Annotated in this window: 23 protein-coding genes, 1 tRNA gene and 1 pseudogene; 10 read left to right on the top strand and 15 right to left on the bottom strand. The window is 35.4% G+C overall.

The annotated features are described in order from the left end of the window. Positions 1-229 precede the first annotated feature (229 nt). Positions 230-1393: a proline dehydrogenase family protein gene (locus BLT30_RS14740; RefSeq protein ID WP_089874311.1), complete on the top strand. Its 1164-nt coding sequence runs from the start codon at positions 230-232 to the stop codon at positions 1391-1393. Between the two features lie 64 nt (positions 1394-1457). Here the strand turns inward: BLT30_RS14740 and BLT30_RS14735 are convergent, their stop codons facing one another. From BLT30_RS14735 to BLT30_RS14715, 4 genes are all read right to left on the bottom strand, one after another. Next, positions 1458-1928, bottom strand: a complete 471-nt coding sequence (locus BLT30_RS14735; protein ID WP_089874310.1) for a hypothetical protein — start codon at positions 1926-1928, stop codon at positions 1458-1460. Between the two features lie 23 nt (positions 1929-1951). Beyond that, complete coding sequence (locus BLT30_RS14730) at positions 1952-2395, bottom strand: nuclear transport factor 2 family protein (protein ID WP_089874309.1); 444 nt, start codon at positions 2393-2395, stop codon at positions 1952-1954. A 283-nt stretch (positions 2396-2678) separates the two neighbouring features. Next, positions 2679-3269: a hypothetical protein gene (locus BLT30_RS14720; protein WP_089874307.1), complete on the bottom strand. Its 591-nt coding sequence runs from the start codon at positions 3267-3269 to the stop codon at positions 2679-2681. A gap of 79 nt (positions 3270-3348) precedes the next feature. Further along, positions 3349-4338, bottom strand: coding sequence for a hypothetical protein (locus tag BLT30_RS14715; RefSeq protein WP_175487201.1), 990 nt, complete (start codon positions 4336-4338; stop codon positions 3349-3351). A 132-nt stretch (positions 4339-4470) separates the two neighbouring features. On the opposite strand from BLT30_RS14715, the gene BLT30_RS14710 reads away from it, so the two are divergent. Continuing rightward, positions 4471-4989: a DUF421 domain-containing protein gene (locus BLT30_RS14710; protein WP_089874305.1), complete on the top strand. Its 519-nt coding sequence runs from the start codon at positions 4471-4473 to the stop codon at positions 4987-4989. Between the two features lie 140 nt (positions 4990-5129). Here BLT30_RS14710 and BLT30_RS14705 read toward each other — a convergent pair whose 3' ends face one another. Beyond that, positions 5130-5963, bottom strand: coding sequence for an aldo/keto reductase (locus tag BLT30_RS14705; RefSeq protein WP_089874304.1), 834 nt, complete (start codon positions 5961-5963; stop codon positions 5130-5132). Between the two features lie 127 nt (positions 5964-6090). Here BLT30_RS14705 and BLT30_RS14700 point away from each other — a divergent pair, with 127 nt between their 5' ends. Continuing rightward, complete coding sequence (locus BLT30_RS14700) at positions 6091-6816, top strand: shikimate dehydrogenase family protein (protein WP_089874303.1); 726 nt, start codon at positions 6091-6093, stop codon at positions 6814-6816. Position 6817: 1 nt separating this feature from the next. On the opposite strand, the gene BLT30_RS14695 is transcribed toward BLT30_RS14700, so the two are convergent. Continuing rightward, positions 6818-7303, bottom strand: a complete 486-nt coding sequence (locus BLT30_RS14695) for a DNA-deoxyinosine glycosylase (RefSeq protein WP_089874302.1) — start codon at positions 7301-7303, stop codon at positions 6818-6820. A gap of 248 nt (positions 7304-7551) precedes the next feature. Next, positions 7552-8928: a D-alanyl-D-alanine carboxypeptidase/D-alanyl-D-alanine endopeptidase gene (gene dacB, locus BLT30_RS14690; protein WP_089874301.1), complete on the bottom strand. Its 1377-nt coding sequence runs from the start codon at positions 8926-8928 to the stop codon at positions 7552-7554. A 174-nt stretch (positions 8929-9102) separates the two neighbouring features. On the opposite strand from dacB, the gene trhA reads away from it, so the two are divergent. Beyond that, on the top strand, positions 9103-9738 hold the full coding sequence (gene trhA, locus BLT30_RS14685; protein WP_089874300.1) for a PAQR family membrane homeostasis protein TrhA: 636 nt from the start codon (positions 9103-9105) through the stop codon (positions 9736-9738). 172 nt (positions 9739-9910) lie between these two features. Here trhA and BLT30_RS14680 read toward each other — a convergent pair whose 3' ends face one another. Continuing rightward, complete coding sequence (locus BLT30_RS14680; RefSeq protein ID WP_089874299.1) at positions 9911-10819, bottom strand: AEC family transporter; 909 nt, start codon at positions 10817-10819, stop codon at positions 9911-9913. 238 nt (positions 10820-11057) lie between these two features. Here BLT30_RS14680 and pruA point away from each other — a divergent pair, with 238 nt between their 5' ends. Both pruA and pncA read left to right on the top strand, forming a co-directional pair. Continuing rightward, entirely contained in the window at positions 11058-12683 is a 1626-nt protein-coding gene (pruA, locus tag BLT30_RS14675) for an L-glutamate gamma-semialdehyde dehydrogenase (RefSeq protein WP_089874298.1), read from the top strand. A gap of 104 nt (positions 12684-12787) precedes the next feature. Next, positions 12788-13393 carry a bifunctional nicotinamidase/pyrazinamidase gene (gene pncA / locus BLT30_RS14670; RefSeq protein WP_089874297.1) on the top strand — a complete coding sequence of 202 codons (606 nt, stop codon included), beginning with the start codon at positions 12788-12790 and terminating at the stop codon, positions 13391-13393. A 143-nt stretch (positions 13394-13536) separates the two neighbouring features. On the opposite strand, the gene BLT30_RS14665 is transcribed toward pncA, so the two are convergent. From BLT30_RS14665 to BLT30_RS14650, 4 genes are read right to left on the bottom strand one after another with little or no spacing between them, the layout of a single operon-like run. Continuing rightward, entirely contained in the window at positions 13537-13917 is a 381-nt protein-coding gene (locus BLT30_RS14665; protein ID WP_089874296.1) for a response regulator transcription factor, read from the bottom strand. A gap of 10 nt (positions 13918-13927) precedes the next feature. Continuing rightward, positions 13928-15784: a PAS domain-containing sensor histidine kinase gene (locus tag BLT30_RS14660; RefSeq protein ID WP_089874295.1), complete on the bottom strand. Its 1857-nt coding sequence runs from the start codon at positions 15782-15784 to the stop codon at positions 13928-13930. 34 nt (positions 15785-15818) lie between these two features. Continuing rightward, entirely contained in the window at positions 15819-16136 is a 318-nt protein-coding gene (locus BLT30_RS14655) for an Mpo1-like protein (RefSeq protein WP_089874294.1), read from the bottom strand. Further along, positions 16123-17808, bottom strand: a complete 1686-nt coding sequence (locus BLT30_RS14650) for an APC family permease (RefSeq protein ID WP_089874293.1) — start codon at positions 17806-17808, stop codon at positions 16123-16125. Before BLT30_RS14650 ends, BLT30_RS14655 begins: the two co-directional genes overlap by 14 nt. 255 nt (positions 17809-18063) lie before the next feature. Between BLT30_RS14650 and BLT30_RS14645 the strand changes: the two genes are divergently transcribed. The 4 genes from BLT30_RS14645 to BLT30_RS14630 all read left to right on the top strand — a co-directional run bounded on the left by BLT30_RS14645 (position 18064) and on the right by BLT30_RS14630 (position 23503). Beyond that, the gene (locus BLT30_RS14645) at positions 18064-21033 is read left to right on the top strand and encodes a tetratricopeptide repeat protein (RefSeq protein WP_089874292.1); all 2970 of its coding nucleotides are present in this window, start codon (positions 18064-18066) and stop codon (positions 21031-21033) included. A gap of 11 nt (positions 21034-21044) precedes the next feature. Then, a complete protein-coding gene (locus BLT30_RS14640; RefSeq protein WP_089874291.1) occupies positions 21045-21518 on the top strand; it encodes a hypothetical protein in 474 nt (157 codons plus the stop codon). Positions 21519-21577: 59 nt separating this feature from the next. Beyond that, positions 21578-23356, top strand: coding sequence for a TonB-dependent receptor (locus BLT30_RS14635; protein WP_089874290.1), 1779 nt, complete (start codon positions 21578-21580; stop codon positions 23354-23356). 73 nt (positions 23357-23429) lie between these two features. Continuing rightward, positions 23430-23503: transfer RNA gene (locus BLT30_RS14630), tRNA-Arg, on the top strand. Positions 23504-24038: 535 nt separating this feature from the next. Here BLT30_RS14630 and BLT30_RS18505 read toward each other — a convergent pair. From BLT30_RS18505 to BLT30_RS14615, 3 genes and pseudogenes are all read right to left on the bottom strand, one after another. Continuing rightward, positions 24039-25031, bottom strand: a pseudogene (locus BLT30_RS18505) (recombinase family protein); the annotation flags it as partial. Positions 25032-25082: 51 nt separating this feature from the next. Beyond that, positions 25083-25301: a hypothetical protein gene (locus tag BLT30_RS14620; RefSeq protein WP_089874289.1), complete on the bottom strand. Its 219-nt coding sequence runs from the start codon at positions 25299-25301 to the stop codon at positions 25083-25085. A 354-nt stretch (positions 25302-25655) separates the two neighbouring features. After that, positions 25656-26339 carry an FAD-binding oxidoreductase gene (locus tag BLT30_RS14615; protein WP_221405589.1) on the bottom strand — a complete coding sequence of 228 codons (684 nt, stop codon included), beginning with the start codon at positions 26337-26339 and terminating at the stop codon, positions 25656-25658. Between the last annotated feature and the right edge of the window lie 38 nt (positions 26340-26377).

Below are 26377 nucleotides of genomic sequence, written 5' to 3'. Positions count from 1 at the left end.
TAAGGTCAGAAATACTAATTCCATGAAGTATTCGTATAATATTTTTGTTAATTCTTATAAATTATGACTTCTAATACTGATTTTGTGTAAATTTTTAAATTCAGACCTTAATTTTGAAAAATATTTTGTGCAGTAACTATAGATTTTTAAAATGAGAAGATGATAAAATTTAGCTTTAAAATTCATTCAAAAATAGAAATAATATTTACTTTTGGGACAAATTCCGGATATGAGTATTTTCAATGATACAAAGCTCGCATTTGCCGATAAAACGGATGCTCAGCTCAAAAAAGCCTATTGGATGTTCAAAGCGATTGAACAGCCTGCATTGACCAATATTGGCGTTTCTCTTCTCAATTTTACAATTAGGAACAATTTTCCGTTTGTGGACGGGATCGTGAAGCAGACTTTGTTTGAACAGTTTTGCGGCGGTGAGACTCGGGAAGAAAGTATGAATGTGGTAAAACAGATGTTCAAGCGTGGTGTTGGAAGTATCTTTGATTACTCGATTGAAGGGAAAGAAGAAGAAGAGGTTTTTGATGCAGTTTGCAAGGAAATCAAGGATATTGTAAGATTTTCTGTTGGTAATCCAGCAATTCCGTTTATTGTTTTCAAACCAACGGCTTTTGGGAGAATTGATATTTATGAAGAAGTTGGTAAAGGAAAAGAACTCACAACCAGCCAAAAAGAAGAGTGGAATAGAGTAGTCCAGCGTTTTGACGAAGTATGTAAACTTTGTTTCGAAAGCGATAAAAAAGTAATGGTAGATGCTGAAGAAACCTGGATGCAGGATGCGGCTGACCAACTTTGCGAAGAAATGATGGAGAAGTACAACAAGGAAAAAGCAATCGTTTGGAATACCATCCAAATGTACAGAACAGGCCGTTTGGAATATATGAATGCGCATCTGGAAAGAGCCATAGAAAAAGGTTATTTCATTGGTTATAAAATTGTTCGTGGCGCTTATATGGAAAAGGAAAGAAAGAGAGCCGAAGAGCAAAATTATCCAGACCCAATCCAACCAACGAAACAAGCAACCGACGATAATTATAATTCAGGAATTGATTTTGTGATGGCAAATCTGGACAAAGTTTCAGCATTTTTCGGTACACATAACGAGAAATCTTCCGAATTGGTGATGGACAAAATGAAAGCGAAAGGTTTGGAACACAACAATCCGCATATTTATTTTGGACAGCTTTATGGGATGAGTGATAACATTACTTACTATTTGGCTGACAAACATTATAATGTTGCAAAATACCTTCCGTACGGGCCTGTGAAAGACGTGGTTCCGTATCTTACAAGGCGAGCGCAAGAAAACACTTCTGTTGCCGGACAAACCGGACGAGAATTGGGACTGATTGATAAAGAATTGAAAAGAAGAAAATAGAAATTAGAAAATCCGCTGTGAGTCGGATTTTTTATTTTAGACTTAGATTTGATAATTAATCTAGCTAAAGATAACCTTCTTGAACAGTTTCATATATATTATCAATATGTTCGAAACCTTCATTTATTGACCATTTATTTTTGTAAATAAAAGAAATGTAGTTACCAATATAAGGTCTTCTTTTACGGTGAATTGTTGGATGGACATACTTCATAGATATTTTTAACATATCATTATTTTGAGGTAAATAATCGAAGATTAAATTAGAATTAATGAATTCTAAAATCGATTCTGCAGATATTCCATTATTCAATTCTTCAGATGGAGATATTGGAAAAAATTCACAACTATTAATGTCATATTCTACTTGTTTAACATATTTAGATAAACGCCATTCTATAATAATTTCTTCATATTCTGTTTTTGTTAGTTGAATTCTGTTTTTTCTTGAGTTTTTATTATGAACAACTTCAGGTTCAAATTGGGATTGTTCCTCAAGTTTAAATGAAAATTTATATTGATTTATTTTTTTCATAATTTATACCTAGAAAATAATTTTTACTTTTTCTTCTCCGCCTTCACAGCCTGTCTAGCCAACAACTTCCAGCCACTTTTAGTTTTCTGCCAAACGTACAAGATATCCAAGCTCACTTCTCCTTGTTCTTTTCCTAAATCGTGAGTTTGTGCATACAAATGATTGCGAACAATTGCTGTTTTATCTACAATTTGAATAGATTGATTGGTGTTTTCAATGGATAAGAAATTGGATTTTTTGCTGACCAATTTTTCTACAAATTCCTTAGCATCATCAATATGACCGCCCGAATGCCCGTAAGTCAATTCCGGAAGAATCAAGGATTCTAAAATAGCTTTGTCACCGCTAATCATTGCTAATCTTAGTTTTTCTGAAGCTTCGGCAACGGATTGCTGGTCATTGTTTTTTTGGGCAAATAGCATTGAAACAGTGAAAAAACTTAATGCTAAAAATAATTTCTTTATCATAGTTACTTTAATATTTTAATCAAAGATAATAAAGATTGCGCTAGCTTTCTGTATCAATGGCCTCATAAGTATCTTTAATCAAAGCGTCAGAAGAAGCATGCTCAAAATTGATTTTCTGTTTTGAGATGAAAGGCCTTCTCTGTAGAAGGCATTTCATCTTCCATTGTTTTCCTAAATCAGTTCGCCTTTCATTACATTCATAGTCAAGTGACTGATTTGTGGCAGCTGACAATGGCCATCACAAATGATAACGATTTGATCGATTGTTCATTGCTGATTTATATTAATAAGTGAATTCGAAGGGTGAAAAATCTTTCAGGTTAGGAAGTACAGACAACTTGTTTTTTGTCTTAGTCAGTTTTAAAATCTTATCCGTCTCGTAAGCCGTGTGTTTTTCGGTTTTATCACCAGTTGATAGATTATAATCCATGTGTTCCATATAGCCTGCACTTGCATTATTAAAAGTGTAACCAATCAGTTCAAATTCTCCATTTTGATATCTGAATTTGTGCGTAAAATTCCCTCTCAGTAATTGATTTCTGAATATCAGAACACCATTTTTGATTTGCAGACCTTCCAATATGACTTCCGTTCTTTCGTCTCCATAAGGGAATTTCTTCATCACGGCTTTGGTTGAAGAAAATACATTTTGAAAACTTCCGCTTTTATTTTGAAAAAATATTTCCAGTAAGTAAGGATTGTGCTTATCGGTATTATTTTCTTTGACAACCACCATGTCATCAAGATTATCTTTGTTCAGATCACCATAGATTTTATATACAACCGTGTTGTAGTAATCGGTTTTTACTTGAGAATGTAGAGTCGTATTCAGAAGAAATATTAATAAAAAGGATATAATAATTTTGGGCCACATAAAATATCATTTTGTAAAATTTTTAATAGAGTAGTTGTAAATATATTTTAATTCATAATTGTTTGATTCAAAATACATTCTAATGTCTGTTATCACAATCAGTATAAATATCCGGATAAGAAGAGTCTAAAAATGTAATAGAAGGACAGCCAAATGATTCCGAAACAAAACCAAAAACAACAGGCGGTTTATTTTTGAATAATCTTCCTGTCCATTGCCAATCGTTGTATTCGTTATTATTAATGAAATTCAAAGGACTTAATTCTGCGCCTTCACCTGTCGTGTAGGTCTTTTCAAAAATAACTTTATTGTCTTTCACAACGGCTAATTGCCTTTTGGAAATTCCATATTCGCCTTTGTAATCCTGAAGATAATAAGTCAGATTTTCAAATTTTGCTGAATAAGTATCGCCTAAATTTCGTTGATTTTTTAGTGATAAGGGAAATTGGTCAATACTTGTTTTTTTCCAATGGACCGGAACTACTTTCTCACCAGAAAACGGACTTTCCTGTCCAAAATAGACCAAACTGTTATTTGTTTTATCCATTACAGATCGGTCAGAAGTTTCAGGTTCATTCAGCTCGAAACCAATCATATAATCGTAATTGGAAATGTCTTCACCTTCGCTTGTATAAAGATTAAGATTAGCGACCGATCTCAAATCACGGATTGGGAATTTCTGCAATTTTGCTTCTTTATAATTGTACAAGAACAGCGTGTCCGTTTCCGAAAGAGAAGTTCCTTTTAGTAATTTTTCGCGGTAAATTCCAGTCAATTCAAAATGTTTCAGTTCTGCAAATGTCTTGGTTTTTTGATTTTGAATAATGTCTTCGGGAATTGCCAAAGAATCATTGTAAATATCAGACATCGAAACAAATATGTCGTACTTACCAGCGTTTTCAATAGAATATAAATCGAAGATGTGAAAATCGGAAAGATTCTTTTTTTCAGTAGAAGTTGTATCAACAGTAATTTCTTGTTTATTTACCGTTGCGATTTTCTTCACTCCCTTTTTACAAGATAAAAAGCATAATAGTACAGCAAATAATAAAAAGTGTTTTTTCATCATATAGTTTTATTTCAAATATAGTTTAAAATATTTTTGTTTTCGCAAAGCTTTTGCTGTACAAAAAATATGCAAAATATACTTTAACAATATCCGGAAAACTATCTATCTTTATTTTATAAATTTTTTCAGATTTTGAATCCAATTCTTGATATCGTTGTTCGCTCGCTTGCAGTTTACTTTTTTATGGTAATCGCTGTGCGTGTTTTTGGTAAGAATCAGTTGTCACAGCTCAATGCTGGCGATGTGATTCTTTTGCTTTTGATAAGTAATGCAGTTCAGAATGCGATGGTAGGCTCCAACAGCAGTTTACAAGGCGGAATTGTAGCCGCTTTGGTTTTATTTGTCGCGAATTTTGTCGTGAAGAAATTTATTTTCAAAAACCAGAAAATCAAAGAATTGATAGAAGACCATCCTTATATTTTAGTGAAAGATGGAGTAGTGTATTCTGAAATCCTTAGAAAAGTCCAGATCTCCGAAGACGAATTGGAAGAGGCCGTTCACGAACATGGCATCGAAAAAGTGTCTGATGTGAAGCTGGCAATTCTGGAAGTTGACGGAAATATCAGTGTGATATCAACCGATAATAATACGGAACAAACGCATTATTCCAGACATAAAACCAAAATGAAACGGAAGTTTAGGAATCAATAAGTGTATGTATGATGAAAATATTTCACTCTACTCAATTTGACGTAATGGAGAGGTGAGTTTATAATGTTAAAAAATTTGAAATCACTTATAAAAGATCCGCTTTGAATTTTTAAAGCGGATCTTTATTTTTTAATATGAATTTAGAAATCAACTGTTTCCGGATTCAACCCGGAAAAGCCGGTTTCCTCCAAAGTTTTCAGAGCCTTCATATCACTTTCCGATATTTTGAATCTTTCAAAATGTAAATTGTTATAAATATTAGTAGGATTTTCTGATTTTGGTAAAGCAATGACACCCGACTGCAAACAAAACTGGATACAAAGAATCGCTGGAGAAACATCATATTTATCAGCAATATCTTTTAGGTCTTCATCTTTCAACAATCTTCCTGAACCGATTGGACTCCAAGCTTCTATCGCAATTCCTTTTTCTTTACAATAATCAACAACTGTCTGCTGAACATAACCCGGATGAAATTCTATCTGATTAACAGCCGGGATCACTTCAGCCGTTTCCAGCAAAGCTTTGATCTGTGGCAGCATAAAATTGCTCACACCAATTGTTTTAACAACACCGGATCTGTAAAGTTCTTCCATCGCTTTCCATGTTTCCGCATTGATTTCTTTCCAGTTTTCAAATTGTTTTTCATTCGCCGGCCAATGAATTAACAATAAGTCCAAATAATCGGTTTTCAGTTTTTTAAGCGATTGTTCGACAGATTGTTTAACACCCTGCGTGCTTCTGTTGCTATTCCAGATCTTGGTTGTGAGATACAGATCCTTTCTTGCAATTCCGGAATCTTTGATCGCTTCTCCTATTTCTGCTTCGTTTCCGTAGATATCAGCCGTATCAATATGTGTATATCCTGCATCCAAAGCAACTTTTACAGTTTTCTGAACACCTTTTGTTGTTTGCCAGGTTCCAAAACCTATTTCTGGGATTTCTGTTCCATTATTGAGAATAACATTTTTCATTTTAAAACATTTTGATTTTTCAAAAGCCAAAATTACGCCATCGAAATCAGTTTCAAAAATAATTCAACTAATGCAGGAATCAAAAAATTATGATGATTCTTGTGTTGATATTTTATAAATTTGAATTATGGAAAAACAGGAATTCGGATTGCTTGGGAAGAATATCTCTTACTCATTTTCAAAAAAATACTTTGAGGAAAAATTCAAAAAATTATTTCTAAAAAATCATTCATATAATTTCTTTGACATCTCTGAAATTGAAAATGTTACGCCATTCCTAGAAAACCCGAATCTAATCGGAATGAATGTAACGATTCCTTATAAACAAGCTATTATTCCGTTTCTAGATGAATTGAGTGACGAAGCCTTACAGATCGGAGCGGTAAATTGTGTGAGTTTCCAAAAAGGTAAAAAGATTGGTTATAATACAGATGCTTTCGGATTTGAAAAAACTTTGCTCATCAATAAAAAAGAACATCATAAAAAAGCCTTGATTTTGGGCGATGGTGGCGCTGCAAAAGCGGTAAGATACATTCTTGATAAACATAATATCGAACATCAAACGGTTTCCAGAAAATCTGAGATCAATTTTGACAATCTCTCGGAAGAATTGGTAAAAGATTCATTATTGGTCATCCAGACAACACCGGTTGGAACTTTCCCGAATGTGGATGATTCTGTTCAATTTCCTTTTGATGCGATTACCGATAGACATTACGTCATCGATTTGATCTATAATCCTTCTGAAACAGCTTTCCTCAGGAAATCTTCAGAAAAGGGTGCAACAACGCTCAACGGATTTTATATGCTTGAACAACAGGCTGAAAGAGCTTGGGAGATTTGGAAGGGTTGATTTACAAATAACTCTTGATCACTTTCCAACTCTCCAGTTTCTCCTCAAACTTCACCGTATGAAGCGGACTCGTAGAAGGCAAAACAATAATCGGGATTTTGAAATTCTTACCTAGAATCTTCAAGAGGTTTTTATAAGATTTTTGTCCGTTGCAAAAAATAGTTTTGATGTTGGGATGATTTTCGATTAATTCAAGGATGTCATTATCAATTTCATCTTTGATCTCTGTATCCAGGCTACCTTTTCTTTCGCAACTCTCGATAACATCCCAAAGTGCGACTTTGTTAGTTTTCAATAATTCTAATCTCGTATTATAATCCGGAGAAAATTCTTCACCAAAAAGATGAAACATCAGTTTCCAGAACTGGTTTTGTGGATGCGCATAATATTGCTGCATCTGCAGAGATTTCACTCCGGGTACAGAACCCAAAATCAGAATTTTAGACTCTTCATCTACAATTGGCGGAAAAGAATTGATTCTGTTCATTTTGTTTTATCGCAAAGTCGCAAAAATATTTAAAATTAATTTAGTAAAAGTCGCAAAAATAAAATCTTCGATTTTAAAATTTTAACGAAGCTAAAATCTTTGTGCCTTGAAAAGCATTATAGATATTAGCCTTTTGTGCCTTTGCGTTAAAATTCTAATATTTTATTTGAATGTCTTCGAGAACCTCAGACTGACAAAACAGATAAGATGTCACACTGAGCGAAGTCGAAGTGTTTCTGCATTCTATTTTATTTCAAATTATCCAAAACCTTAAACAAAGCATTGCTGATACTTCCGCCCTGATAATTGTTGAGAATGATGGAAAAAACATAGTTTTTACCACTTTTGGAAGTCTGATAACCTGCAAAAGACTTACTGTCTTTGATAGTTCCGCTTTTCATTTTGATTCCGTTCTGAGTTGGGAAACCCTCATAGAAGGCATCGAACCAACTTTGTTTCTTCGCATACAACAAAGCCTGCACCTGAGCTTTTGCCGAAACGTAATTCTGTGGTGAAAGCCCGCTTCCATCCGCAAAGTTTATCATCATAGGATTGATACCTTTTGATTTCCAGAAATCTTTGAGAAAATCTACACCAGTCTCAAAGCTTGGGTTATTTCGTTTCTCTTTTGCCATTGTTTTGATCAGAGTTTCGCCATAAAGATTGATGCTTTTCCTTAGAAACCAATAAATGATTTTATCTAGTGTTGGCGATCTATATTCGAATATCTGATTCTGACTGGGTGCTTTTGAAATAGATTTCCCAGCTATCTTTTCATTATAATAAGTTGTTGTTTTCCCTGAAATAGAAATTCCGTTTTCTCCTAAAAGTTTTTGGATTTCGACGGCCAATTGCATTGGCGGATCTGGTGTAGCACCGGAAACGGTGGTCACTTTTCCAGCAGGCAACATGCCATTGATCATTGCGGTTTGAGAATGTGGTGCAGTGAAGATCAGACTTTGGTCAGAACTTCCGCCGGTTTTGAGCTCATTGATCCAATTGACGTTCTCTAAGTCGTAGGAAAAATTCTTGAACTGGTTGCCATTGATATTGATATCAAATTGATTCTCCCTCCAGTTCACGCCAAAAGTTCCTGCTCCGTAATAATTCCCCAAATCGTTCCAAGGCCAACCGCCAGGCGTACTTTGGAAATCGAAATATGAATCATCAACAATCAGGTTGCCTGAAATTTTTTTGATTCCAGATTTCTTGATAGCTTCTAATAATTGTTGTTTGAAGTTTTCCGGCTTATAATTTTCCCATCGCCAGCTTCCCAAAGTCGGGTCGCCATTGGAAGTGATGTAAAAATCACCATCCAAAGTTCCATTAGATATTTTCCCGGAATATGAAGCTGTCGTTTTAAACTGATAATTCTTCCCTAATGTTTCCAACGCCGCCACAGAAGTAAAAATCTTTTGTGTGCTGGCAGTGGAAAGCCCTTTATTTCCATTATATTCGTAAACGAGGTTTCCGTTTTCGTCAGAAACATAGAAAGAAAGATTAGCTGACAAAGCATTAGAAGTTGACAGCATTTCTTTCACTGATTGGTTCAGATTATCTGACACAGCAGACTGTGAGAAAATAATTTGAGATATCAATAAGGGAACAATGAGAAAATTTTTCATTCTTATTTTTCATCAAAACTAAGGATTTTTATAATGAATATCAACCAAAAACGGCTCATTATATTTCAATAAATTTCAAACCAAATATTATTTTAAATATAAAATTATGTTAAATCTGAAATTGGACAATTATCTAAAAATTTGAATTAACTAATTTTGATAGAAATTATAAAAATGCCGAAGAAGAATAGAAAAAAAGAAGAATTTTACAATGTTATCACACACGGTGTTGGAGCGGTACTGTCTGTGGTAGCTTTGATACTGATGATCATTTATTCTGCCATTAGCGGCAGTACGATCGCCATTGTCTGTTCTCTGGTTTTTGGATTGAGCTTGATCACGCTTTATTCTGCTTCAACTATCTATCACGCTGTTTACAAACTGAAATGGAAAAAGATCTGCCAGAGAATAGACCATCTCAGTATTTACATCTTGATTGCCGGGACTTATACCCCTATTGCATTACTCGGGCTGAAAGGTGTCTGGGGCTGGGCGATGTTCGGCGTGATCTGGGGATTAGCGATCATTGGTTTTATTTTCAAATTCTCCCCTTTGAGATACAATGAAAAGATCTCTTTGTCGCTCTACGCCATTATGGGCTGGACTGCGATCATCGCTATCAAACCGATGATAGAAAACCTTTCTGCAGGTGCATTAACTTTCATCATTCTGGGTGGCTTGTGCTACACTTTCGGGATTTATTTCTATGCGAAAGACAGGAAACCTTTTTACCATCCCATTTGGCATTTGTTCGTTTTAGGCGGCAGCATAATGCATTTCTGTGCGGTTTTCTTTTTTATACTTCCGTAAATAACTAAAATATTGAACCACAGAAATCACAAAAGATACAGTAGTATATTTTCTTTTGTAGACTTTTATGGTTTTTAAATTCAAGCTAAAGAATCCACTTTTAAAATCAAGTTGTTTATTCTATACTTTCTTAAAAAACAACTTCATTCTTAAAAAACTTTGCAATAAAAACTTAGAATAAGAACTCAATGATCTCAAACCAAATTCCGGTAGTCACAAACCCCGCAATAATACTGATTCCAATAATGAGATTGACCAGTTTTGTATTCAGCCGGAATTGTTCCGCTATTACACTTGCTGTTAAAACCGTTGGCATCGCTGCCTCGAAGATGCTGATCTTTGCGACATCGCCTTTGATCCCGAAGATCAAAGCACAGATCAAGATCAGGATTGGAGACAATATCAATTTGTAAAGCATCGATGTAGAAATCTGTGGAATCAGCTTTCTCCATCCATTGAATTTCAACTGCAACCCCACGGAGAACAAAGCCAAAGGAGCAACTGTCGAAGCCAGTTTGTCAAACATTGGTTCTGCAAAATGAAGATCGATAAACTGCGACAAAATCAAGGCGCTGATACACCCCAGGAATGGTGGAAATGTGAAAAGTCTTTTCAATACAAATTTCGGACTTACATTTCCCGATTTACTTCCACCCCTCAAAGCGGCTACAATTCCCATTGTAGAAAGCATAAAGAACATCGTTTGATCACAGATAATGGCGATACTCAGATATTGTTCGCCATAAAAAGCAGAAATCAACGGAAATCCTATGAAAGAAGTATTACTGAAACCACTTGCCAGCTTCATGGAACTTACAGACCTCGCCGAATAATTCTTTGCCTTATTATAAAAGAGCATAAAGATCCAGCATCCGATAGTCGTTAAAACTGTGCTTAGAATTGGGAAGAGCATTTCCGCAGACCATTGGACTTTCGGTAAATATTTGAAGGAAACTGCTGGTAATGCCAAATAGATGATCCAGGTATTGATGCCTTTATGCGCATCGGGATGAATGGTTTTGGTGGATTTGAAGATCATTCCTGCAACAATGCAAACCGCAATCAACACAAAATTTATCATTCTTTAGAAATTTGACCCTACAAAGTTAAGAAGCTGAATGTAAATTTCGTAAAAAATAAAAACAAATTTTGTAAATAATTAATTACAATTAAAATCTAAATCTTCAATCCGATGAACTTTAAAATATTGATTAGTTGGTGTTTAAATTCAAAAATAATTTTAATAAAATAAAACAATTGGATTCAATTGTTCTTTTGAAATCCTTATTGTAAATTTGTAAAAATCAAAAATTAAAATTATGTCTAAAGCGATTTCCAGGGTTCCTGCTGTTATCAATGAACCTGTAAAATCTTACATTCCTAATTCTGAAGAGGTAAAAAGCCTGATTGCCACATACAAGAAAATGTGGAAAGAAAAAACCGAGATCCCAATGATTATCGGTGGAAAAGAAGTAAAAACAGACAAAAAAATAAAACTAAGCTCACCACAGGACCATAAGCACGACTTTGGTTTCTATTACGAAGGCGATATGTCACACGTTGACCAAGCTATAGAATCTGCTCTTGCTGCAAAAGCAAAATGGAATGCGCTTGGATGGGAACACAGAGCATCAATTTTCCTGAAAGCTGCTGAGCTTTTAGCCGGGCCTTACAGGGATGTTATCAATGCTGCGACAATGATCGGGCAATCCAAGAACGTTCATCAGGCTGAGATTGATTCGGCCTGTGAGCTCATAGATTTCTTACGTTTCAATGTGGAATTTATGACGGAAATGTATGCAGAGCAACCAGTTTCTGACAAAGGGATATGGAATCGTGTAGAATACAGACCGCTTGAAGGTTTCTGTTTTGCGGTTACACCTTTCAACTTTACAGCAATCTCCGGAAACCTGCCTGCTTGTATGGCAATGATGGGAAATGTTGTGGTTTGGAAACCTTCTGATAAGCAGGTCTATTCAGCAAAAGTGATCATGGATGTTCTGAAAGAAGCTGGACTTCCGGATGGTGTTATCAATATGATCTTTACAGACGGAAAAGAAACGGCTGAGAAAGTGTTGGCTCACAAATATTTTGCAGGTCTTCATTTCACAGGTTCTACAAAGGTTTTCCAAGGCATGTGGAAAATGATTGGTGACAATATCCATAACTACAGATCTTACCCAAGAATTGTTGGTGAAACTGGCGGAAAAGACTTCGTAATGGTTCATCCATCTGCCAATGTTGAAGCTGTTGCAACAGGTTTGGTAAGAGGTGCTTTTGAATATCAGGGACAAAAATGTTCTGCAGCTTCCAGAGCTTATATTCCTAAATCTCTTTGGAATGAAGTGAAAGCGGTGATGGAAGCTCAAATCAAAACCATCAAAATAGGTTCTCCTGAAGACCCTTCAAACTTCGTGAATGCTGTTATCGATAAAAATTCTTTCGAGAAATGTAAAGGTTATATCGACAGAGCTGAAAAGTCCGAGGATGCAACAGTTGTTATCGGTGGAAAATATGATGATAAAAAAGGCTGGTTTGTACATCCGACAGTTATCGAAACGATAAATCCTTATTATGAAAGCATCGTTGAGGAAATCTTCGGTCCAATCCTGACTGTTTACATCTATGAGGACGAAAACTGGAACGAGACTTTGAAATTGGTTGATACTTCAACTCAATATTCTTTGACAGGTTCTATTTTTGCACAGGACAGATACGCTATTGAAGAAGCCTACAAAGCTTTGGAAAACGCTTCCGGAAACTTCTATATCAATGATAAACCAACTGGGGCTGTTGTAGGGCAACAGCCATTCGGAGGATCTAGAGCGTCCGGAACCAATGATAAAGCAGGTTCTAAAATGAATCTTCTGCGTTGGGTTTCTGTGAGAAGTATCAAGGAAACTTTTGTCTCTCCAAAAGATTACAAATATCCATATTTAGGTTAATTCCTGGATTTTAATGTCAATATGTCATTCCGAGAGAAGAAAATCATCATTGGTAAGGTTCTTTCAGAATGACATTTTGTATTTTATAACTCAAATCTTAGACAATGAAAAAAGCACTCATTATAGTTGATGTTCAAAATGATTTTTGTGAAGGTGGCGCTTTGGCCGTTCCGGAAGCTAACAACATCATTCCTTACATCAATCTTCTGATGGAAGAAAATGAATATGACCAAATCGTTTTAACCCAAGACTGGCATCCTGCCGACCATAAAAGTTTCGCTTCCAATAATGGAAAAAATGTTGGTGAAACAATCTCTCTAAATGGTGTTCCTCAGTTTATGTGGCCAGACCATTGTGTTCAGGGAACTTTCGGGGCAGAGTTTCATAAAGATCTGAATCGCGATAAAGTCACACACATCATCCAAAAAGGAAAAAATGTGGAAATCGACAGTTACAGCAGTTTTCAGGACAACAATCATTTTATGAAAACCGGATTGGAAGATTTCCTGAAATACCACGATATTCAGCTGGTCGAGATTGTTGGATTGGCATTGGATTATTGTGTGAAATTTACAGCAATTGATGCCTTCGACGCTGGATTCATCACTTGTCTTCATTTCAACGGAACAAAGGCTGTGAACGTAAAACCTGACAGTGCAAGAAATACAATTTATGACCTGGCTGAGAAAGGAATTACTATTTTAGCGTAAATCAAACTTTATTTTTAACCTTCGACTCCGCTCAAACTGACAAGTTGCACCAAAGTCCAGTTCGAGGGAGTTTATCTTCCGGAGGTCAAAACCTTTCGGTTTCATTCAGTATAAACTAAAGGTGGATTGAGCCCGCTGAAAGATTATTCAGTAGAGTTATTCGAATAGTATCTTATTTTTTCTACAATTTCTCCAAGATCAAACGGTTTCGGAATGAAATCTATCGCACCGCTTTCTATGGCAGAGTCACCCAAACCCCGGCTGGCAGACATGATCACGACAGGGATATTTTTGAAATCCTGATGCGCTTTTATCATTTTGCAGATATCACGACCGTCCTCACCAGACAGCCACATATCCATCAGGATCACATCCGGTTTTGAAGAAATTGAAAGAGAGTTGAACATTTCTGACCCTTTTTCGTAATTATCAACATCATAACCTTCCATATTTAACATCATTTTAACTGAATCCAAAATGGCCGGGCTATCGTCTACAACGTATATTTTTTTTGAATTTGACATCTTTTAAGTGTTAATTTGTTTTAGGGACCTCAAAACAGAACTCTGACCCTTTTCCTTCTACAGAATTTACAAAAATCCTGCCACCGCTTCTTTTTATGATTTCGGATGAGATATATAATCCCAGACCAAGTCCGGGAAACGTATATTCTTTGCTTCCGCTGACTCTGTAATATTGCTCGAAAACCTTGTCTTTTTTGTCCTCAGGAATCCCGATCCCATAATCTTTTACGGCGAAATGGGCACAGCCTTCTTCTGTTAATTTGGTAGTGATTTGTATCTTGTCCGAGTCAGGAGAATATTTTATTGCGTTGCTTATGAGATTGGTCATTACTTGTGAGATCCTGTTTCTGTCGCCGGTGATTGTTCCAATCGATTCTGCATCTACATAAATTCTATGACGCGTACTCATCTGTTGTTCTTCGACAACTTCGTGAACAAGCTCATCAAAATCAAATTCACTTCTATTAAGGAGAATTTTCCCGTTCTGGATTTTTGTGACATCCAGCAGATCATTGACAAGACTTGTGAGCTTATTGATTTGCTCATCCATTTTCATCGCTACGTCTGCGTTTTTGTCGTCGTCTTGTTTTCGGAGATTCTTTTCCAGAAACTGAGAATACAGCTTAAGACTTGTCAATGGCGTTTTCAGTTCATGACTTGCAATTCCGAGGAAGTTGTCTTTCTGTTGCTGAAATTGTTTAAATTCGTTGATCTCTGTACAGGTTCCGATCCATTGGATCACTTCTCCGTTCTCATCTTTTATAGGAACCGCACGACCAAGAAACCATTCGTAGGAGTTTTCCTTTGTTCGGTTTCGGAACTGATATTCGATTTCGTAGCCCTGTTTGTTTTTCTGACTGGTCTTCCAAAGGCTGATTGCCTTTTTGTAGTCGTCTGGATGGAGGAGCTTGCTCGCCGCATCTTCTCTGGAATCGGTGCCTTCAAATCCGGTATAATCGTACCACTTTTTATTATAATAATCGATGTTTCCGTTTTTGTCAGCGGTCCAGATAATGATCGGCAAACTGTCTGCAAGGTTTTTATATCTTTCCTCGTTTTCCTGTAATCTTTTCTTTGTCAGAACTACATCGGTTACATCTACAGCAATGTTGGCTATGGCATAAACTTCTCCTTTGTTATTTTTAAGGGGCTGATAAGAAAAATTATAATAAAATGTTTGTAATTTACCATCGACCACAAGGTCTGCACGGTCTTCTTTTGCAGAATATGTTTTCCCCGATTCATAGACATTTTTGAGAAGCCCGATGAAAGATTGTCCTACCAATTCCGGGATCCCTTCTTCTATTCTTTTTCCAATGACGGAGTCATCCTTACCCCAGGTTTTCAACATTTTATCATTTGCAAGGTCTATAATGAAATCTTTGCCTTTATAGATCGCAATAGGGTAATCGGATTCTTTGATGAGATTTTCGAATTTATATTTGGTTTCAGAAACTTTTCTCTCTGCTAAAACCTGCTCTGTAACTTCGGTTGCCACAATACTTATTCCAATGATTTCAGTCTCGTCATCATTATAGATCGGTGTATAAATGAAATCGAAATAACATTCTTCTGTGTTTCCATCCCTGACAATGTAAGCCAGTTGCTTATAACCTCTATATGGATCTCCTGTTTTCTTGACATTCGAAAGAATCTCCATAAATGGCTGTCCCTCGAGTTCCGGCAAAGCATCTGTTAGTTTTGAACCGATGACCTCTGCAGGTTTTCCCCATAATTGAAGCATCTGAGGATTGGCAACCTGAATGATAAATTCATCACCAATTAACATAGACAGAGCTACAGGAGCATTGACTAGTAAAAGAGCTAAAGAATCTTGCGAAATATTAGTTTTGATGAAATTCTTCATTGTGAAATAGACAATAAATTTACTTTAATAATATTTATTTTGAAAATTTTTGTTTTCCTATTAATAATTCGAAAAACAATCTGAAATCTGATGCTAATGACCAAATCGGATATTTGAATGTGGCAGGCGTATTCTTTTCAAATACAGCATGACTGAACCATGCAAATCCATATCCGAAAATAGGGCAATACCATAGAAAACGCTCTTTTCCCGAATCTATAACATAAAAAATAACTACAAGAACCAAAAGTATCCCGACAAAATGAAATACCTTGGTCAGCGGTTTACTGTGTTCTGTAAGATAAAATTGATAAAACTCTTTATAGGTTTTGATTCTATTAGGAGATTCCATTTTTAATTTGATTTAGTTTGCTGTTTTTATATCCATAAAGGAAATAAATTATCAAACCTATAGCAAACCATAGTCCAAACCAGAACCAATTTTCGTGGCTCATTCCTGTTAATAAATAAAGGCAAGAACTTAATCCAATTAATGGGATCAATGAAAGGTTTTTTATGAAAGTCAATACACACAAAGCCAGATTGAAAATGATAAAAATAATGATTGCCAATCGAAACTCGCCTTCAGTTGGGTCACTGATATTGGTTAAATTATGGGAAAATTCTGGTTGGTAGAAATAGAAGAATACCAGGCCACCGATGAAGATCAATGGAAAAAATATTTTGCCATTGATGTAAGGTAAATGGAATCTTCCTTTTATCTTTTCTTTCGGAGGTAACAATAGAACACCACCACAAACCAGAACGAAAGCGAAAATAGTCCCGATACTTGTGAAATCTAAAACGAAGGTTTTATCTGTAAATAGAATAGGAATTCCGACTACAATGCCTGTAACAATCGTTGCGAAAGAAGGCACCTTGTTTTTGCTGTGAACTTCCTGGAATTTCTTTGGTAGAAGCCCGTCTCTCGACATTGCCATCCATATTCTTGGTTGTCCCATTTGGAATACCAAAAGAACCGTTGTAATTGCTACAATTGCAATTAAAGCAACTATAAATTCCATCCAAGGAAGGTTGAGATTCGATTTATCAAATACAAATGATAATGGGTCTCCAATTCCGTCAAACTTTCTATAATCCACTAATCCTGTTAGAACTAAAGTCAGAATGATATAAATAACCGTACAAAGTCCAAGAGAGATCAACATTCCTTTTGGAAGGTCTTTTTGAGGGTTTTTGGTTTCTTCTGACAGAACAGAAATTGCATCAAAACCGATGTAAGCAAAGAAAACGCCTGAAACCGCTGACATTACACCTGCAAATCCGTTGGGCATAAAAGAGCCAGAAGTTGGAGTAGAAGTCGTTGGAAACCAGTTCCCCGTGTTTACATAACCAACACCGACTGCAATTACCAAAAGAATCACGAACAGTTTTAGAATGACAAAAAAGTTATTAAAGTTCTTACTCTCTTTGATTCCCTGGTAACAAAGCCAAGTGATCAATCCATTGATTACCAATGCCGGGATATCAACAATGATTTTCAATCCACCAATGATCGGTGCAGATTTCCAGGCATTGATGAGCTCTCCATTGTTGGAATTATTGAGAAAAGCTTTTTTAGCTTCGGTATAACTACAAGTGAAATAATCCGGAATATGAACTCCGATTCTGTCCATAAAACTGGTAAAATAATCTGACCAGGAAAATGCAACATAGATATTTCCGAAAGAATATTCCATGATCAAAGCCCAGCCAATCACCCAGGCGATTAATTCCCCAAAACTGGCGTAGGCATAAGTATAGGCACTTCCTGCGGTTGGAATTCGGCTTGCAAACTCGGCATAGCAAAGAGCAGTGAAAGCACAGGCAAATCCACAGATCAGATATAAAACAATAACGCCCGGACCGCCACGGAAGATAGCTTCTCCTAAACTGCTGAAACTTCCTGCTCCAATAATAGCAGCGATCCCAAAAAATACAATATCCCAGGTTCCAAGAACTCTATTAAGCTGTCCGGAATCTGCATTCTCTGCGTAGTGTTTTCTTCTGAAAAGTGAACCCATTTAAGTTTATAATTTTTGTGAAAGTAACAAATGTAATAAAATTTTGATGTTTTTAACATTTTATTAATAAATAAAACAATATCCGCTAAGGCTTCTCATATAATAAAGTCTTTTAAAATGCTCTCCAAATAATATCTTTTCGCTATTTTCGTTGAAAAAGGAACAAACTTTGTTGAAACCGATTATTTGACAATAGTTTTGTCTGTCTGAGGCTCTCGAAGACTCTAACGTTTTAAGAAAATTCAATTTTAAAGAATGAATTCAAAAAAAATAATAATAGCTTCGATGTTATCGCTTTATGGGATTTCTGAAGCGCAACAATCCCGATATTTTACTCAAAAGGAAGACTATCATTTTGGTTTGGCAGAGAATCTCTATAACACCAAAGTTTACAATGCTTCTCAATACGAATATTCCAACCAATATTTTTATAACAAAAGTTTAAGCCAATCCAGAAAGGAAGCTTCATTGTTCTTCAGCAATGTGATTGGTGTGATTCTGCAGCAGCAATATGCAGAAGAAGGTCTTACTGCTTTTATGAAAGAATATCCGAAGTCTGCTTATTTTGCTCAGGCCAACGGACCTTTGGCGGATTATTATCTTACGAAAAAGGATTTCGAAAAGGCTTTGGAAACTTTGCAGAAAGTGAATCAATATCAACTGAGCAAAGAAGAAAACACGCAGCATATTATGAAGCTGGGTTATGCCAAGTTTATGACCGGAGATTCTGCCGGAGCGATTGAAGCATTAGAAGAATCTTTCAAAAATGCAGATGAAAACAGCAAACCGGCGATTTCTTATATGTTGGGACATCTTTATTATGCTGACAAACAAAATGATAATGCTTTCATCTATTTCGACCAGATCAAAAATAACGAAGAATATGAACATCTTGTGAAACCTTATTATGTTCAGATGTATTACAATCAGAAGAATTATGATCTGGCAATTGCCGAAGGAAACGAAATCCTGAACAACGGAAAAACGACAGCTTACGACACAGAAATCCACAAGATAGTAGGAGAGAGTTACTTTATGAAAGGCGATTATCAGTCGGCTTATCCACATCTTAAATTATTCCTTGATAAAGAACAGACGCCATCAGAAACCGACCTTTACGAGATGGGATTTGTCTCTTCTCAAGTAGGGAAAAATGCCGAAGCGGTTGGTTATTACAACCAATTGATCAACAGCAATTCTCCGTTGGCACAAAATGCTTATTATCAGCTTGGAAATGCTTATTTGCAAAATAATCAAAAACGAGAAGCGCTTTCGGCTTATCGTAATGCGTCTCAGATGAATTATGATGCCAAAGTTCAGCAATTGGCTTTGGAACAATATGCAAAATTGGGTTATGAATTGGGAAATCCATTTGAGAATTCTTCAAAAGTGATTCAGAGATATTTGGATAAATATCCGAACTCTAAAACTCAGGAAATGAGGTCGCTTTTGGTGAAATCTTACTTATATTCCGGTGATTATAAAGCGACTTTGGACGCACTTTCAAAACTAAATCCAAAAACTGACGAAACAAAAAAAATAGAGCAGGAAGTTTCTTATCTTTTAGGTTCCGAGGAATTTAACAAAGGAAATTTTGACCAGGCTGAATCATACTTTTTGAGAAGCCTTAAATTTAATCTAAACAAAGATTATTACAAGAAAGCCAAATATTGGTTAGGCCAAACTTATTATCAAAAAGCAGACTACAAATCTGCAATTGCTGTTTATAAAGAATTAGAAAATGAAACTGCCGAAGGGTTTCCGGAAAGAGAACAATTGGATTATGATTTAGGTTATGCTTATTTCAAGTCTAAGGATTTTGCTTCTGCTCAGGAATATTTCAAGGAATATCTGAGATTTCCGAAACAGGAATTCAAAGCGGATGCGGAACTGCGTTTGGCAGATACTTATTACGCCAACAATCAGTTGAATGAAGCTTTGGAAATTTATAATAAAACCGAAAATGCCAGCGATTATACTTTGTATCAGAAAGCACTGGCTTTAGGTTTCAAAGGCGACACGGTTGCAAAGATTTCTGAACTGAAAACTTTGATCTCAAAATATCCAAATTCTGAATATGTGGATGATGCGAGTTACGAGATTGCGTCTGCTTATGCTCAAAATGATGATTTCAGTAATTCCAATTCTTACTTTGATAAAGTCATCAAATCAAGTCCTGATAAAGATCTGGTAGCGAATTCTCAGCTTTACAGAGCTCAGAACTTAATTGATTTGAATCAGAATGACAATGCCATTGCTGAATTCAGACAGTTAGCAAATCAATATAAAAACACTGCTTATGCAGACAAAATTGTTGCAGCTGCAAAACCTGCTTTCGTGAAAAATGGTGATGTTGCAGGTTATGAGCAATTTGCAAAAGGCCTGAATGTAAATGTTTCCGGAACAGAAATAAGTGAAATCAATTTTAATCTGGCGCAAGAAAGCTTTTCGAAAAAAGATTACACGAAAGCTATTTCTTACTACGAAAAATATCTTGACCAAAGTCCAAGTGGTGACAATCTCTTCAAAGCGCAATACGAGTTGGGAGAAAGTTATTATCAATTGAAACAAACTGATAAAGCTTTATTGCCTTTGCAAAACGTAGCTGATTTCCAAAACGATTATCAGCAGGAAGCGCAGGTGAGATTGGCTCAGATTTATCTCGCTCAAGATAAAGTGGCTGATGCAAAAAAATATCTCGAACAAAATGCGAATTCTACTAACGTTACAATTAAAAACTTCGCTTCAGTTGAATTGATGAAAATCTATGCCGACGAAAAGAACTTTGCTGAAGCTGAAAAATATGCGAATGCTGTGATTGCTAATTCGAAAAATTCGGCGTCAACTCTGGAACAGGCGAAAGTCATCAAGGCAAGAAGCCTGATGCAGCAAGGAAAAGATAAAGATGCACAAACTGCTTATACAACTTTGGAAAAATCTTCTAACACAGAAGTTGCGGCAGAAGCACTTTATGCAAAAGCTTTTTATCAAAACAAAGGAAAAGCTTTCAAATCGTCTAACGAGACTATTTTCAAATTGGCTAACAATTATGCTTCGGAAGAATATTGGGGCGCAAAAGCTTTGGTGGTAATGGCGAAAAATTATCTGGCCCTGAAAGATAATTATCAAGCAAGTTATACGGTTGACGAAATCATTAATAATTATGGTGACTTCCCAGAGATTGTGGCTGAGGCGAAGGAAGTGAAATCGCAAATCAAGAAGTAATCTGATTTTAAATGAACAAAGTATTTTTTCTGATTTTGATTACGCTTTTATTTGTGAGTTGTGTACCTTCTTATAGAATATCTCATAAAATTTATAAAGAAGCAAAACCAAGTACAAATAAGGTAAAAGCTTTTGTAATAAATAAAGAATTAAAAAAAGAATATAAAATTTTAGAAAAATCACAGATTTATGAACTAGTAGAGGATGATAGCTATCAAGTAAAAATAAAACTTGATTCTATGAAAACATCATTAGTTTGTGGGAATGGAATGGCCGGTAGTATGCTAACTTTTGGATTATTACCATCATCTTTACCAGATGAATATTATTATGGATTTCAGGAAATTGGTGATGAAAATAAAAAGTTCGAATTCAATTTACAAGTAATACAAAGTTTGTGGCTGTTTAATTTGTTTTATCCAAAAAGTTTTTCAAAACAAGCTGGAAAAGCATTATTAGCTTCATATCAAGAAAAAAATAAATAAATATTTTGATGAAGGATTGAATTTATTTCTGAATCCTTTAATCTTTAAATAATTTTTAAATGAACAGACTAAAATATATTGCCGTTTTGGCATTTTTGGGAACAGTCGGAATCTCGGAATTAAGTGCTCAAATCAAAGAAGAGCAATTGATTCTTAACAGAAAACGAGAACCGGAAGTCAAGAAAATCGAGAAGAAGAAAACATCTGTTGTTCAGGAAAAAAACTATCCGCCGGATAACAAGAAAAAAGAAGATTCCCTCAATCTGAAATATGACATCGTGAATGTTCCACCGGTTTCCGATTTCAAAACCACCGAAATCCAAGGCGAAGATATATCTCCGAAATTCTCCAATGATTATCAATCTAATTATTTCAGATTAGGTTATGGGAATTATGGGAAATTTCTGGCAGATGCTAATGTTTCCGGAAAAGTTCAGGACAATGTGGAAGTAGGAGCGGATGTTCATTATTTGTCAACTTCGGGACTTAAAAAAGAGTACGATTGGTCTTCAAAGCAAGATCAAGCGAAGATAGGCGGTTATGCTAATATCTATACAGAGAAAGGTAAGTTTAATATTGATGCGAACTATACTTTCAATAATTATAATTACTATGGAATCTATGCTTTAACGCCACCAAATAATGATGTTGATTTGGAACAAAAAGTAAACAAATTCAGCGTGAATGGTTATTACGACCATTATTCCAATGATATTCTGAATAACGTACGTGTGAAATCGTATTTCCTGAGCGACAATTTTGGAGCAAGCGAGAATTATGCGAATGTTGATGTTAATTTGTCCAAGCACGATTTTTCTGTTTATGATGATATTACTGCCAATGGCGATTTGGGAATCAATCTGGAAACGGTCAATTCTAAATTTGATATCCTGAATAAAAACACTAATAATCAGTTCAATTTTACATTGTCGCCAAAAGTGACCTTCTACAAAGGTGATTCCTATCTATTGATTGGTTCGGACTTCAGTTTTCTTAATTCTAAAAATTTCAGCAATGTAACCGAAGAATCAAAGAATAACAAATTCTATTGGTTTCCAAAAGCAGAAGTTTTGGTTGCTGCTGCGGATGAATTCAAATTCTATGGAGGAATTGATGGAGGTTTGAAACTGAATACTTATGGTAATCTTCTGGACGAAAATCCATTTTTGATTTCTGATTTGGTTTTAACGCCAACTGAAACCAAATATCATTTCTATTTCGGTTTGAAAGGTGATGTTGACCAGACTTTCAAATATGATGTTAATGCAGGATTCAGCAAAGTGAATAACGCTCAGTTTTTCTACAATAATAATCTGTTTGATACGAATATTAGCGCAGACAGACAAGGTTATGATTATGCGAATACTTTCAGTTCAATCTATGATAACGGAACTTTGATGGAAGTGAAGGGCGATTTGCAGGCTTTCCCAATGGAAAACCTGACCGTTGATGCTGGTTTGCACTTCATGAAATATAAGCTGGACAATCTGGATGAAGTCTATTACAAGCCATTATTCCAATTTAATCTTGGTGCAAAATATACAATGCTGGAAAAGAAACTGAATCTTGGTTTCAAAGCTTATTTTGTAACGGACAGAACTTCAAATGCTTATGAGGTAAGCAATATTGCTGCAGTTCCAAATTATACGACAGTTGAGAACAAAAACGAAAAAGTTGGCGGTTATGCAGATTTAAACTTATCCGCAGAGTACAAAATTCACAAAAATTTCAGTATTTTCGCACTCGGAAATAATCTTCTGAATGCCAAATACCAGAATTATCTGGGCTACAAAGTTTTGGGAGTACAGTTTTTGGGCGGTGTGAAGATTACGTTCTAAAAATAATTGATAGGTGATAATTGATGAGTGATTTTATATCATTTATAATTCATCAATTATCATTTATAAAATTGGCTTCGTAGTTCAACTGGATAGAATAACGGATTTCGGCTCCGTCGGTTGGGGGTTCGAATCCCTCCGAGGTCACTCTAAGGGAAAAATCACTTTTACCAGTGATTTTTCCTTTTTTTTTATTTTGTAACAGATTGTTAATTAGCAAGATAGTAGATAGCGCCGAGTTGATATGGGGTGTTCGAAAAGTTGTTTCGTGAAATTCGAGTTTTTCGGCAAAAATCGAACACATTATCGTTTTTTTAGTATCAGAATCTCCTGTAGTATAGAGTTGAGAGAGATTTGGTAGTACTTTTAAAGCCTCATCCAGTTTTGTTCTGATATCGGTGTTTTTACTACTCAGCTTCTGATTCTGCAGATCCATTTCCAATGCGTCGATTTTCTTTTTACTTCCATTTTTAATCAGGTGATAATCTTCAAAATCCAATTTATCCTCTAAATATTTTTCTCTGGCACTATCTAAACGATTATTTAAATTGACGATTTTTGAAGAAATTTCTTTCCTCTTGACGTCGATACTTTGATGAATATGTTTAAAATTGATCAAAAGTATTTCTTTGATAAGTTGACCAAACCCCTTATGATACTCATATTTTTTTAACTCTTTTATAAATGCGTCATTAACTATATCAGAGTTATATCTGTACCCACATCTGGATTTGCAGTGATAATAATAGTAGACATTCTTTTTACCTTTCGATCCGCTACCGGTAATGTGGCCTCCGCATCTTGGACACTTTAAAAAACCTCTTAATGGAAAATGGTTATGGGCAATTATTTTTCCATTCGGCCTTTCTTCCCATGTTTTTCCACTTAATACTTTCTGTACTTTATTAAATAATACCTCCGATATCAAACTTTCATGGGTAGCTTCTACGAGACAGGCTTCTTCATCCTTGTAAGCTTTAATAAATATTTTACCACAGTACACAGGATTTTTTATTGCCCTGTAGAATGATGTACTGCTAATTTTTGCACCTTCCATAGTATTCATCTTCAGCCTTATTTGATTGATGGAGTACTTGCCTTTAGCAATCTCATTAAATGCCCAGAGCATATTTGAAGCTTCCGGCTCTTTAAGACCAACATATTTTCTGCCATCTTCCGTACACTTATTTACATATCCATACGATGCTGTTCCCATCAGCCTTCCTTCCTTCTGAGCTCTTCTCATCCCATAAAAAGTATTTAACGCTCTGCGATCATTTTCTACTTCCGGAGCTGCCAAATAGATTGCCAGCATCATCTTATTTTCCGGAATGGACATATCAAGTGGCTGCTCGATAGCTTGGGGGGAGATGTTGTTGCCTAGCAATAATTTGATCATCTGATAAGCATCACCTGCGTTTCTGCTAAAGCGATCCCACTTAGTAAATAGAACCAGATTTGATTTTAGACTTCTTTTTTTTATGTGATTAATATATTTTGTCCACTCTGGTCTATTAAAATTTTTTGCAGAATGGTCCTCAAATATCACCTGACCGATCGTGATCTGGTTTTGATGACAATATCTTTCCAATCTTTCATGCTGATCTCTCTGTGAGTAACCTTTATCAGCTTGTTCATCTGTAGAAACTCTAATATATAAATCTGCAATTAGCATAGTGGTAGGTTTGATGTTAACATTATGACTATCAGGCTAATGTAGTGAAATTTATTTTAAAATATAATTTTTAATGATCAGATCTGCCAACTCGTGTGCAAAATCTCTAATACTCCTGACTTCGTCATCTGTTGGATTTAAGCCAGATTCCATCAGAATCTTTTTAGATCTTTCGAAAGAAATTTTTTTTAAAGTATTGGCCGTAAAGTCTATAATTCTATCCTCCGATCTATTTTTCTGATCTTTTTTTTGTAAAGAAATCTTTTTCATAAGCACTCGTCATATTCAATTTATTATGAATGAGGTAATCTCAAACTATAGATTAAATTATAGTGCTTCGGTATAAAGTATGAAAATATGCCGGTTGGTAGTATTCTTTGTCTGAATTAGTCTTCTTAATAAAGGTCAAGTGCTAAATTGTAGTTTATAAGAAAAATTGCATTATTTTTAGTTAGATCATGAAAAAATCGCACTTGGATATTTACTCCGCAGAATACATTTTGAGATGAGGATACTGATCCCTGTGTAATGCACTGGGAAAATATCATGATAATTGGAGGCAGAATGCCAATGTTATTCTTTTTCTGCTTGTTATTGATGGGTCAGTAACTTTATATTGTCAATTTATAGTCCCTTTTTACCTTCAAGCCAATAACCTTGCGAGTAAATTGTTCCTAGCTTTTTGTCTTTCAAAACTTTTCTGAATGCCTGAACAGATCTGACATTTCCGACTAATGCAATATTTGCGGTCTTCCATTGCTGTGATTGGAATAAAGGTAAGGTGCTTATCCATTTTTCATTTCTAAACGAATTGTTTTTTGGAAAGACAGTATAATTTTCTAACCCTAAACATTCAGGAACGTTTTTGTTAATTTCATCCAACTCAAAATAAAACTGAAATTGTTGCTGATTTTTTTTCAATAAAGGCAGCCATGCGCAAGCAACACCTAATGAAGTTTCATCGCCAGAAAAGAATTGTTGTTTGTTGGTTTCATATAATTTTTTCCCCCTTGGCGGACTGATAAACAATTCATCACTTACTTTCAGACTGTCTACAAATTTGCTTCCTGTCCCGTTGCCGTGAATGTGAAAAATGATTTCAAAAACGCCGTTTTCTTTGTCGTGATAAGATATTGTATAATTCCTAAATTCCGTTTCACTCACCCGAATAACGGAAGCATATCCAATGGTAAAATCCCATTCAGAGATATCACCTCGAAAAGAAATCTTCTTTACTTGTGGACTTAAGAAAATAGTGGAAATAACTTTTACATTAGGGGCTAATTTGTTTCCAAATAAACCGATCATCCATTTGGGTATGTTTGAAATCATGGTCCTGTACGTTA

It is taken from the genome of Epilithonimonas hungarica (assembly GCF_900102265.1).
GTDB classification, from domain to species: Bacteria; Bacteroidota; Bacteroidia; order Flavobacteriales; family Weeksellaceae; genus Epilithonimonas; species Epilithonimonas hungarica.
This window is presented reverse-complemented; position numbering and strand designations above follow the sequence as displayed.

Coding starts and splice junctions, on each gene's coding strand:
- BLT30_RS14650 (WP_089874293.1), bottom strand. CDS start 17,808: ATGGGTTCACTTTTCAGAAGAAAACACTACGCAGAGAATGCAGATTCC.
- BLT30_RS14635 (WP_089874290.1), top strand. CDS start 21,578: ATGAACAGACTAAAATATATTGCCGTTTTGGCATTTTTGGGAACAGTC.
- BLT30_RS14620 (WP_089874289.1), bottom strand. CDS start 25,301: ATGAAAAAGATTTCTTTACAAAAAAAAGATCAGAAAAATAGATCGGAG.
- BLT30_RS14735 (WP_089874310.1), bottom strand. CDS start 1,928: ATGAAAAAAATAAATCAATATAAATTTTCATTTAAACTTGAGGAACAA.
- BLT30_RS14700 (WP_089874303.1), top strand. CDS start 6,091: ATGGAAAAACAGGAATTCGGATTGCTTGGGAAGAATATCTCTTACTCA.
- BLT30_RS14720 (WP_089874307.1), bottom strand. CDS start 3,269: ATGTGGCCCAAAATTATTATATCCTTTTTATTAATATTTCTTCTGAAT.
- BLT30_RS14615 (WP_221405589.1), bottom strand. CDS start 26,339: ATGATCGGTTTATTTGGAAACAAATTAGCCCCTAATGTAAAAGTTATT.
- BLT30_RS14665 (WP_089874296.1), bottom strand. CDS start 13,917: ATGTCAAATTCAAAAAAAATATACGTTGTAGACGATAGCCCGGCCATT.
- BLT30_RS14645 (WP_089874292.1), top strand. CDS start 18,064: ATGAATTCAAAAAAAATAATAATAGCTTCGATGTTATCGCTTTATGGG.
- BLT30_RS14705 (WP_089874304.1), bottom strand. CDS start 5,963: ATGAAAAATGTTATTCTCAATAATGGAACAGAAATCCCAGAAATAGGT.
- BLT30_RS14695 (WP_089874302.1), bottom strand. CDS start 7,303: ATGAACAGAATCAATTCTTTTCCGCCAATTGTAGATGAAGAGTCTAAA.
- trhA (WP_089874300.1), top strand. CDS start 9,103: ATGCCGAAGAAGAATAGAAAAAAAGAAGAATTTTACAATGTTATCACA.
- BLT30_RS14680 (WP_089874299.1), bottom strand. CDS start 10,819: ATGATAAATTTTGTGTTGATTGCGGTTTGCATTGTTGCAGGAATGATC.
- BLT30_RS14640 (WP_089874291.1), top strand. CDS start 21,045: ATGAACAAAGTATTTTTTCTGATTTTGATTACGCTTTTATTTGTGAGT.
- dacB (WP_089874301.1), bottom strand. CDS start 8,928: ATGAAAAATTTTCTCATTGTTCCCTTATTGATATCTCAAATTATTTTC.
- BLT30_RS14655 (WP_089874294.1), bottom strand. CDS start 16,136: ATGGAATCTCCTAATAGAATCAAAACCTATAAAGAGTTTTATCAATTT.
- BLT30_RS14730 (WP_089874309.1), bottom strand. CDS start 2,395: ATGATAAAGAAATTATTTTTAGCATTAAGTTTTTTCACTGTTTCAATG.
- BLT30_RS14740 (WP_089874311.1), top strand. CDS start 230: ATGAGTATTTTCAATGATACAAAGCTCGCATTTGCCGATAAAACGGAT.
- pncA (WP_089874297.1), top strand. CDS start 12,788: ATGAAAAAAGCACTCATTATAGTTGATGTTCAAAATGATTTTTGTGAA.
- BLT30_RS14660 (WP_089874295.1), bottom strand. CDS start 15,784: ATGAAGAATTTCATCAAAACTAATATTTCGCAAGATTCTTTAGCTCTT.
- BLT30_RS14715 (WP_175487201.1), bottom strand. CDS start 4,338: ATGATGAAAAAACACTTTTTATTATTTGCTGTACTATTATGCTTTTTA.
- pruA (WP_089874298.1), top strand. CDS start 11,058: ATGTCTAAAGCGATTTCCAGGGTTCCTGCTGTTATCAATGAACCTGTA.